12 protein-coding genes are annotated in these 9,386 nt (G+C 51.6%); 10 read left to right on the top strand and 2 right to left on the bottom strand.

Annotated features, from left to right (window positions below; genetic code table 11):
* Positions 1-297: 297 nt before the first annotated feature.
* Positions 298-813, bottom strand: coding sequence for a hypothetical protein (locus KVT34_RS27370; RefSeq protein ID WP_217562925.1), 516 nt, complete (start codon positions 811-813; stop codon positions 298-300).
* A 270-nt stretch (positions 814-1,083) separates the two neighbouring features.
* On the opposite strand from KVT34_RS27370, the gene KVT34_RS27365 reads away from it, so the two are divergent.
* The 10 genes from KVT34_RS27365 (at position 1,084) to rsmI (ending at position 8,603) form a co-directional block, all read left to right on the top strand.
* Positions 1,084-1,269: a sigma factor G inhibitor Gin gene (locus KVT34_RS27365; protein WP_009671897.1), complete on the top strand. Its 186-nt coding sequence runs from the start codon at positions 1,084-1,086 to the stop codon at positions 1,267-1,269.
* Between the two features lie 111 nt (positions 1,270-1,380).
* On the top strand, positions 1,381-2,904 hold the full coding sequence (locus KVT34_RS27360) for an aminotransferase class I/II-fold pyridoxal phosphate-dependent enzyme (protein ID WP_217562924.1): 1,524 nt from the start codon (positions 1,381-1,383) through the stop codon (positions 2,902-2,904).
* Between the two features lie 46 nt (positions 2,905-2,950).
* Entirely contained in the window at positions 2,951-3,616 is a 666-nt protein-coding gene (gene tmk / locus KVT34_RS27355; RefSeq protein WP_217562923.1) for a dTMP kinase, read from the top strand.
* Between the two features lie 19 nt (positions 3,617-3,635).
* Positions 3,636-3,965, top strand: coding sequence for a cyclic-di-AMP receptor (locus tag KVT34_RS27350; protein WP_009671881.1), 330 nt, complete (start codon positions 3,636-3,638; stop codon positions 3,963-3,965).
* A gap of 58 nt (positions 3,966-4,023) precedes the next feature.
* Positions 4,024-4,470, top strand: a complete 447-nt coding sequence (locus tag KVT34_RS27345) for a YaaR family protein (RefSeq protein ID WP_042235337.1) — start codon at positions 4,024-4,026, stop codon at positions 4,468-4,470.
* A gap of 20 nt (positions 4,471-4,490) precedes the next feature.
* Entirely contained in the window at positions 4,491-5,468 is a 978-nt protein-coding gene (gene holB / locus KVT34_RS27340) for a DNA polymerase III subunit delta' (RefSeq protein ID WP_217562922.1), read from the top strand.
* Position 5,469: 1 nt separating this feature from the next.
* Positions 5,470-6,273 (top strand): PSP1 domain-containing protein, encoded by an 804-nt coding sequence (locus tag KVT34_RS27335; RefSeq protein ID WP_016424270.1) that lies wholly within the window; start codon positions 5,470-5,472, stop codon positions 6,271-6,273.
* A 36-nt stretch (positions 6,274-6,309) separates the two neighbouring features.
* Positions 6,310-6,648, top strand: a complete 339-nt coding sequence (yabA, locus tag KVT34_RS27330; protein WP_042235332.1) for a DNA replication initiation control protein YabA — start codon at positions 6,310-6,312, stop codon at positions 6,646-6,648.
* Between the two features lie 74 nt (positions 6,649-6,722).
* Positions 6,723-7,520 (top strand): tRNA1(Val) (adenine(37)-N6)-methyltransferase, encoded by a 798-nt coding sequence (locus KVT34_RS27325; protein WP_217562921.1) that lies wholly within the window; start codon positions 6,723-6,725, stop codon positions 7,518-7,520.
* Between the two features lie 6 nt (positions 7,521-7,526).
* Positions 7,527-8,603 carry a 16S rRNA (cytidine(1402)-2'-O)-methyltransferase gene (rsmI, locus tag KVT34_RS27320; RefSeq protein WP_217562920.1) on the top strand — a complete coding sequence of 359 codons (1,077 nt, stop codon included), beginning with the start codon at positions 7,527-7,529 and terminating at the stop codon, positions 8,601-8,603.
* A gap of 370 nt (positions 8,604-8,973) precedes the next feature.
* On the opposite strand, the gene KVT34_RS27315 is transcribed toward rsmI, so the two are convergent.
* Positions 8,974-9,228, bottom strand: a complete 255-nt coding sequence (locus KVT34_RS27315; RefSeq protein ID WP_009671874.1) for an AbrB/MazE/SpoVT family DNA-binding domain-containing protein — start codon at positions 9,226-9,228, stop codon at positions 8,974-8,976.
* Positions 9,229-9,386 lie beyond the last annotated feature (158 nt).

Genomic DNA, 9,386 nt, shown 5'->3' with positions numbered 1-9,386 from the left:
AAGGGTCCTGGGAGAGTAGGACGTTGCCAAGCACAAATAAAACCTTTTCGAATGACAGTTCGAAAAGGTTTTTTGTTGTTTAAAGATAAGGATTAGTACGGGAAAAAGATCGGTCAAGGATAGCACCTCTGATCCGATCTTTTTTGTTGCCGCGCAGTTCCCGACCGAGTATGATATCGCAAAACGAAAGCCGCTCGCCTTAAATTTTCCCATTTCTATAATTCATAATTTCCATTTTTGATGTGTGCTTTTACCAATTTTATTTCCAGGAATGTTAAGTCTGCAGGCACGTAAGTTTTACTGTTTGTAACACGAAGTTTCATTAACACGGAGGCGCAGCCAACCGACCTGATATTGTTTTCGGAACATCAAAAACATATAAAACCGCCCGCCTAAAATCCACAGATGCACAAATAAGATATTCGATACGGCTGCGGCGCTAAACCAAGGATACAGAAGCAATATACCGGCGAAACCCGAGATCAGCAGATGCAGGTGAAGACGGACGAATGACCGGAGCATCACGTACTGCGCGGGAATATAGCCTGTCCAAAAATGAGCGAACCGGAAAGACCAGCCTTGAGACTCTGTTTTTCTGACAAAATGAAGATACCCGCGAATTGCCAGCATATGAAGAAGTTGAACGAAAATATAGCCGAGACACAAGGAGAGCAGGCTGCCTGTCAGCAAGGCCTTAACCGCCCATACCGCAGCAAATGCGTAATAAACGCCGAGCAGCAGGAGATGATGCGGAATTCGTCGAAGAAGGGTGTACGTGTAGATGATCGCATCGCTGGAAGTATTTTTTTTCAAATTGGAAAGCCTCCGTTTAAAACATCTGTTGTTCTAGTCAGTATCTCATAAGTAGGGTACTCTATCTATATCGGATTTTAGTCTATGGTTTTTAAAGATTAAAGGCGAGAAAGCTTGCTGTAACGAGAGCTTTGCACACAGGCAAATGTGCCAAATCCCATACATACGCGGGGAGGAGTCGCCGTATCGTGCTTGAAACCTTTCTTTTGCGTCTAAAAGAATCGTAAACCGGACATACTGCTAATAGGAAAAAAAGTAGAGGTGATCCGTATGGAAGACCCGGTTCTGGTGAAATGTATCGTGTGCGGAGAAGAAAAGCAGGAAGGCATTCAGATTGCGTCGGAATTTATCTGCGATGCTTGCGAGGCTGAAATTGTACGTACGGATGTAATGGATGTCAAATATTCTTTTTTTATCCGGCAGTTAAAGCAAATTTTTTATAAGCAAAACGCTTGATACCGGACGGCGGAAGTGTGAAAATACGCGAAAAATGCCTTGATTTTCGGGACGGCTGACAGGTATGCTTAATTTACTTCATGAATATAAGATTTCAAAGGATGCTTGGATATGCCAAATCGCGAAAACGCGCCCCTATTCGAGAAAATGAGGGAGCATTATGAACGAAGACCGGCCAGTTTCCATGTGCCCGGTCATAAATCAGGCAGGGGAGCGGACCGTGAGGCCGCTCCTTTTTTTGGGCCGCTGATGGCGCTCGACTATACCGAGATTAGCGGCCTGGACGATCTCCACCAACCCGAAGGGGCAATCCGCGAGGCGCAGATACTCGCGGCGGAGTGTTTCGGGGCGGAGGAGACGTTTTTTCTCGTTGGCGGCAGTACGGCCGGCAACCTGGCCATGATCATGTCGCTGTGCGGGCCCGGCGACATTCTTCTCGTGCAGCGCAACGCCCACAAATCCGTGCTTCACGGATTGATGCTGGCTGGCGCGCACGCGGTGTTTATTTCCCCGCAGACCGACGGGGAAAGCGGGATACCCGCCTCCGTGAGGCTGAGCGACGTCGAAGACGCGCTCTCCCGGTATCCGGAGGCGAAGGGGCTGCTGCTGACCAATCCGAACTATTACGGAATGGGAGTGAATTTGCGCCCCTATGCCGATCTGATGCACCGGCACGGCCTGCCGCTGCTGGTGGATGAGGCCCACGGGGCGCACTACGGCTTCCACCCGGCGCTGCCGGAGTCCGCGCTTTCATGCGGAGCCGACGCCGTGGTCCAATCCACCCATAAGATGCTTACGGCGATGACCATGGGGGCGATGCTTCATCTCCGGCATGACCGGATGAACCGGGAGAGAATACGGATGCTGCTTGCGATGCTGCAAAGCTCCAGCCCGTCCTATCCGATCATGGCTTCTCTCGACTTAGCCAGGAGGCAAATGCACCTCCATGGGGAGAAGCTGGTCGCAGAAGGGTTGAAAGCCGTTCAAAGACTCCGTGACGGTCTGGAGAACCTATACGGTTTTCGGCAGTTGAAACATCGTTCGGCACAAACCGCATACGAGCATATGGATCCTTTCAAAGTGACGATTTACGACGGGACGGGGACGTTGAGCGGCACCGAGCTGCAAGGATTTCTAGAAGAAGCCGGTTGTTTTGTGGAGCTTGCCGCGGATAAAGCCGTTCTGCTTCTACTAACGCCCGCTTCGACAATTGAAGATGCGGAGAAAGCCTTGGAAGCCTGTGAAGCCATTTCCAAGGAATACTTGACAAATAAGCAGGAACTTCCGGGCATCAGCCCGAATAGTATGTATAAGCCTCTTCTTAACTCCGTTTCCAAACCCGTTCCCATGAACATACCCGTTACCCGAGACGCGAAGAACAGCGTACAGGACTCTGTATGCATCATGCCGATTGAGAGTTCCGCCGGAAAAAGATCCGCTGAAATGGTGATCCCTTACCCGCCCGGAATTCCTTTGCTGTATCCTGGAGAGCTTATTCAAGAGGATACGGCGGCAGAGCTTAAGCGGCTGACCGAATCGGGAGCGAGATTTCACGGAAGCCGGGAGGCGGCGAAAGGCAGACTGAGGGTACTGACGGACACTCCGGAGGATACCTGTAACAGCAACAGAGAATAACTTCCGGCCGGAAGGTTGGTTTCGTTTTTATTTTTAGGAGGGTAATGTGAAAGAACTATTTCTTACATTCGAGGGTCCTGACGGCTCGGGTAAAACGACGCAGCTGCGGAGACTGGCCGAATCGCTGCAGGCACTCGGATATGATACAGTCGTAACACGGGAGCCGGGAGGCACACCGATCAGCGACCACATACGCAGTCTTGTTCTTACGCCGGATTACAAGGAGATGGCGGATCATACGGAGGTCCTGCTCTACGCCGCATCGCGTGCCCAGCATGTCCGGGAATTTATCGTACCGGCGCTGAAAGCGAACCGCATCGTGCTTTGCGACCGTTTTGTCGATGCCAGTCTGGCTTATCAGGCCTACGGACTTGGAATCAGCTTCGATGAGGTGGCGGCCATTAACCGTTTCGCGACAGGAGGACTGGAGCCTACACGCACCTATTTGCTGGATGTTCCGGTTGAAACGAGCCGTCAGAGGCTTTTGGCCAGGACGCAGTCAGCCGGCGGAGAGGGTCTTGACCGTATTGAACAGAAGGGTGAAGCCTATCACAATCGTGTACGGGAAGGATTTATGAAGATCTTGGAACAGAATCCTAAGCGGATTTGCTTGATTGACGCGGACCGCACTCAGGATGAAATCGCTCATGATATTTTGCAGGACTGTAAACAACTGTTAGATCGTGTCTTTTTTCCAAAGCCTGAGGTATAATGAAAGAGGGGGATCTGCGATGAAACTCGTAATCGCCGTTGTTCAAGACAAAGACAGCAATCGTCTTTCCAACGCTTTGATCAAGGAAGGGTTCCGTGCAACCAAGCTGGCCAGTACCGGCGGTTTTCTGCGTGCAGGCAACACGACGTTCATGATCGGTATTGAGGATGAGCGGGTTCCGGAAGTTTTCAAAGTGATCAAAGCGAACTGCAAAGTCCGTGATCAGCTTGTGACGCCGGTATCGCCGATGGGCGGTACGACAGATTCATATATTCCGTTCCCGGTTGAAGTACAGGTTGGCGGTGCCGCCGTATTCCTGCTTCCGGTCGAACGTTTTGAGCACTTCTAAATCGGCAGGGACCGACCGACGGAACCCGCCAATACGCAATAAAAGGGGAGCATGAAGCTTGAAAATCAACCCGGGGTGGCAGCCGATCGGTAAAAACGTAAAGGTTCCGGAAACGGCGCCGACTCTTCAATCGCCTCCCAAAGACTTTTCCGCCTTTATGCTCAAGCATGACGAGAAGGTCACCACGGAGCAGCTTAACCGGATGCTTCAGCAGATCGGGCTCCAGGGTGACCGTCTTTCCAGATCCATGAAGCTGCGGGAACTCCGGCAGTACAAGCTGTTGATCAAGCAGTTTCTGGAGGAGACGGCCCGCCAGGGCGTCGGCTTGCGCGAAACCCGCGGATGGGACAGGAGAGGTCGGACGAAGAGGTACAAGCTGCTGGAGGAAGTAGACGGCGCTCTGCTCAGCATGGCGGACGATTTGCTTGAAACCGAGCAGGGACGGCTGGAGATTTTGCAGCGAATAGGCGAGATACGAGGCATGCTGATCCACTTTTTATTTTAAAGACAGTGGAGAATATACAAATGTCTTTTCAAACGATCCCAGGCCAGGAAACGGCCAAGCGCATATTGCAAAGCGGCTTGCGGCAGGATAGAATATCGCATGCTTATATATTTAGCGGTCCGGTAGGAACGGGGAGGAAGCAGACGGCCTGTATGCTTGCGAAAGCCATCTACTGCACGAACCTCAAGGATGACGCCTGCGGGGAATGTCTGGAATGCAGGAAGGTCGAGCATGGCAACCATCCGGATCTTTACCAAATTGAGCCCGATGGGGCTTCTATCAAGATCGACCAGATTCGCGAGCTGCAGAAGCAGTTTGCCTACCGCTCCGCAGGTTCGGGCACGAAGATTTATATTCTGAATCAAGCGGAGAAAATGACTGTCCAGGCTGCCAACAGCCTGCTTAAGTTTTTGGAAGAACCGAACTCGAAAGTGGTTGCGGTACTCGTTACCGAGAATGGACATGCTCTGCTGCCGACCATACAGTCGCGGTCTCAATGGATTTCTTTCACACCTATGCCGCGGGCCGAGATGGCGAGAGTACTGCTGGAAGAAGGCCACCCTGCTGCCCTGGTGCAGCCTGCCATTCATTTGACGGCGGGCATACAAGCGGCCAAAGAAATGATTCAGACAAATGGGTTTGCCGAAATCCGCAGCACAATGATACAATTGTTGAGGGAAACGCTGACACGCTATCCGTCTTCCTTTGTTACGCTGCAGCAGAAGTGGATCAAAGCCGGGCTGGCCGATCATACGGCTCTGCTTTTCGATCTCATGATTTTATGGTTGAAAGACATGGTTTCCCTGCGAATCGGTCGCAAGGAAAATTTCGTATATATCGACCAGATGGACTGGATGGGGCCATTGTCGTTTAAGAGGGAAACCGAGGAATGGGTGCGCTTGCTGGCCCGCGCGGTTGAACTTCAGAAACGGCTTCGTTTTAATGCCAATCCACAACTGGTTGTCGAGAAAATGCTAGTGGACATACAGGGGGTGTAACATGTATTCCGTCGTAGGTGTCCGCTTTAAGAAGGCGGGCAAGGTGTATTATTTTGATCCCATTGACCTTCCTGTGGAACAAGAGAACGCCGTAATCGTTGAGACCGCCAGAGGCATCGAATATGGTAGAGTGGTCATCGGAAAGAAAACCGTTCAAGAGAACGATGTGGTCCTTCCGCTCAAGAAAGTCATCCGGATCGCGAATCCGACTGATGCCCAGCTTGTTGAAGAGAACAAGAAAGCGGCCAAAGATGCTTTCGGGATTTGTTTGAATAAAATCAAGGATCATCAGCTCAAAATGAAGCTGGTGGACGTGGAATATACATTTGACCGGAATAAAATTATTTTTTATTTTACGGCTGAGGGAAGGGTTGACTTCCGGGAGCTGGTTAAGGACCTGGCGAGCATTTTCAGAACGCGTATCGAACTTCGTCAGATCGGGGTACGGGATGAAGCTAAAATGCTGGGCGGTATCGGACCGTGCGGCCGAATCTTATGCTGTTCTTCATTCTTGGGAGATTTCGAGCCGGTGTCGATCAAGATGGCCAAGGACCAGAACCTGTCCCTGAATCCGACCAAAATTTCCGGATTGTGCGGCCGGCTCATGTGCTGCTTGAAGTTCGAGCATGACAACTACGAAAGCGCCAAAGACAGCGTGCCTTCCGTAGGAACTTATGTGATTACCTCACTTGGCAACGGCAAAGTGCTTTCACTGAACATGAACGAAAAAACTTGCAAGGTTCAGCTGTACGATATCGGCAAAATAATGGATCTTCCTTTTGACGATGTAGCGGAGCAAGATTAGTTAACGGATGCAGGAAGCGTTACTTGAGGTGAGACAGTGGAGAAACATGAAATGTTTGCGCAAATCGACGGTTTGGAAGAGCAGATCGGAAAAGCATATGAGGAGCTTGGCGATTTGAAGAAAACCATCATTTCTTTGCTTGAGGACAACCAACGGCTGATGATGGAAAATCAACAGCTTCGCAAATTGCTGAAGCAGGGGGATGCCGAGGAGACGGATTCCGAACCGGAGAAAGGCATCGAGCCTGTCATCGGCGAGGGATACGACAACCTGGCCCGGCTGTATTATGAAGGCTTCCATATCTGCAATGTCTATTACGGACACCTGCGGACGGAAGGAGACTGTTTGTTCTGCCTGTCTTTCTTAAATAAATAACGTAAGCCGTAGAGGATTTTTCTCTACGGTTTTTTCCATATGAGAATTCCGGTTAAAATAAAGGAGGAGTCCACTTGCAGGTTGCACTGCATGAGACGGAGCGGATCGACGATCTGCTGACGCATGATTTGAAAATCATTCAAAGCGAAGAGGTGTTTGCTTTTTCTTTGGATGCGGTTTTATTGGCGAGGTTCTGCACGGTGCCTCCACGGGGCAAAATTGTGGATCTGTGCTCGGGCAACGGAGTTATTCCCCTTCTGTTGTCTACAAGGACACCCGCAGCCGAAATCTGGGGCGTCGAAATCCAGGAGCGCTTGGCAGGTATGGGGAAACGCAATATCGAGCTGAACGGTTTGCAGGACAGGCTTCACATGGTACACGCCGATCTCAAGCAGATTCACCGGACATTGGGAGCTTCCGGGTATGATCTGGTGACGGTCAATCCGCCTTATCTGCCGGTTCCTGCGGGTGAACAAAACCGCAATGAGCATGTGGCGGCCGCAAGACACGAGCTATTCTGTACTTTGGAGGACGTGGTAGCCTCTTCCGCTAAACTGCTGAAAGCCGGGGGCAAGATGGCCATGGTACACCGGCCGAACCGGCTGGTTGATATTTGCACGTTAATGAGGCAGTACCGCGTCGAGCCCAAAAGAGTCCGTTTCGTTCACCCGCGGCAGGGGGAAGAGGCGATGATGGTATTGATTGAAGGCATCCGTGACGGTAAAGCGGATATGCGAACTCTTCCGCCGCTCTTCGTGCATGAGGAGGGCGGACGGTACTGCGGCGAACTTCATGCCGTATTCTACGGGGAGAAGAGTGAACTGGAAGCAGGCGGGCAAAAGAGCCCGGAAAACGAAAGAAACAGAGGATAATCCGGCATGAATTTTAACATACAGCGAAGCTATATAATGAAGAAAGACGATCAGCGCATAACCGGGAAGGAGGGAGATGCGTCGGATACAGCGGCGTTAGAAGTGGAAGATGTACCGAACATGGAAAGACAGGCCGATGCTGAAGCGATCGGCAATGATACGTACGGCCATGATGACATCTCGTCTGCGCCGGAACAGGCTCAGGGCAGAGTCCGCAACCGTAAAACGGAAAAGTCGGTCGGCACGGGGATGCTTTATCTGGTAGGCACTCCGATCGGCAATCTCGAAGACATGACCTACCGGGCTGTCCGCATCTTGAAGGAAGCGGACCTTATCGCCGCCGAGGATACACGCCAGACTCGCAAGCTGCTGACTCACTTCGACATTTCCGGGAGACTCGTCAGCTATCACGAGCACAACAAGCAGGCGAGCGGCCCGGAGCTGGTCCGGCTCATGAGCGAGGGGCAGACCATCGCGCTCGTCAGCGATGCGGGGCTGCCGGCCATCTCCGATCCCGGGCACGATCTTGTCCGGCTGGCCATTGAAGCCGGAGTTACGGTCGTGCCGATCCCGGGAGCGAACGCGGCCTTGTCGGCCCTTATCGCTTCAGGGCTGCCTACCGATGAATTTACCTTCATCGGGTTCCTGCCGCGCGATAAGAAAGATCAGCAGCGGGAGTTGGCAAGGCTGGCGCCTGCGCAAGGCACGCTGCTGTTCTACGAATCCCCCCATAGGATTGTCCGTACGCTCGAGCAGATGCTCGAATCATGGGGGGATCGGGAGATCTGCCTGGCGCGCGAATTGACGAAGCGCTATGAGGAATTCGGGCGTGGCCGGATCAGCGGGGCGCTGGCCCACCTCGGCGAGCATCCGCCGCAGGGCGAGTACGTCGTCCTCGTAGAGGGACGAAGCGCAGCCGAAACGGCGGAGGCGGAAGCCGCCTGGTGGAAGGAGCTTTCACTGGAGGCGCATGCCGCCCATTACATGGAACAGGGGCTGAGCAAGAAGGAAGCGATCAAAAAGACCGCTTCCGACCGGGGGCTGCCGAAGCGGGACGTCTACAACGAGCTGCTTCAGAATTAAGCTGCCGGTCTAAGTGACAAGTGACATTATGCCGAGGCTTGCAGGTATGATTGCAGAGGCTCCGGAATCGTCGGGCGGACTCGGGGGTGAACGCTACCAAACGGGGGCCCGAGCGAGTGAACGCTCCCTTGCCCGGCGGAGCCATTCTGTACGGAAACTCGCTCGCTTACACTTTCGGCGGCTCCTCTCAGGTTTCGCATGTACGCTTGGTAACTGTGCCTTGCTGCAGCAAGCTCTTCCACGTCTAGGGACAAAAAAATGTCCCTAATCCATGGCGGTGGTCCGCCGGGATCAGAGACGTAGAGGAGATATGAAAAAGGTTAGAATTACCAATGGGAACTTTGCTAGTTCTTATTATATACTATTTTTCTTATTTTGTCACAGGTATTGGCATTTCATTTAAACATTCGTGACAAACAATTTTTCCTTTGAAATAAGTCACATTTTCAGCGTTGCCGCAGAAGATACAAGCAGGCTCATATTTCTTGAGCATGATGCGCTCGCCGTCTACATAAATCTCCAGCGCGTCCTTTTCACCGATACCGAGTGTACGGCGAAGTTCGATTGGAATAACGACACGCCCCAATTCGTCGACTTTTCTTACAATACCTGTGGATTTCATCATATATAAAAGCTCCTTCCAATCTACTGAAATAATTAATCGTCATTATTCGACATAGTTTTCGATATTCATGATACCAAGCATTCCCAAAATAGTCAACCCAAAATTGGTCTCTAATTGCAGTTTTTATATTTAATGAATTCTTTGTGAAATGCAGAATT

Origin of the sequence: Paenibacillus sp. GbtcB18 (assembly GCF_019091125.1) — a bacterium.
In the GTDB taxonomy this organism is placed as follows: Bacteria; Bacillota; Bacilli; order Paenibacillales; family NBRC-103111; genus Paenibacillus_F; species Paenibacillus_F chitinolyticus.
The sequence above is the reverse complement of the archived record's forward strand: the minus strand, read 5'-3'. Positions and strand labels throughout refer to the sequence as shown.

Excerpts from the sequence above, each read along its gene's own strand:
- rsmI (WP_217562920.1), top strand. The coding sequence starts at position 7,527 with ATGAATTTTAACATACAGCGAAGCTATATAATGAAGAAAGACGATCAG.
- KVT34_RS27360 (WP_217562924.1), top strand. The coding sequence starts at position 1,381 with ATGCCAAATCGCGAAAACGCGCCCCTATTCGAGAAAATGAGGGAGCAT.
- KVT34_RS27335 (WP_016424270.1), top strand. The coding sequence starts at position 5,470 with ATGTATTCCGTCGTAGGTGTCCGCTTTAAGAAGGCGGGCAAGGTGTAT.
- KVT34_RS27315 (WP_009671874.1), bottom strand. The coding sequence starts at position 9,228 with ATGATGAAATCCACAGGTATTGTAAGAAAAGTCGACGAATTGGGGCGT.
- KVT34_RS27350 (WP_009671881.1), top strand. The coding sequence starts at position 3,636 with ATGAAACTCGTAATCGCCGTTGTTCAAGACAAAGACAGCAATCGTCTT.
- KVT34_RS27365 (WP_009671897.1), top strand. The coding sequence starts at position 1,084 with ATGGAAGACCCGGTTCTGGTGAAATGTATCGTGTGCGGAGAAGAAAAG.
- holB (WP_217562922.1), top strand. The coding sequence starts at position 4,491 with ATGTCTTTTCAAACGATCCCAGGCCAGGAAACGGCCAAGCGCATATTG.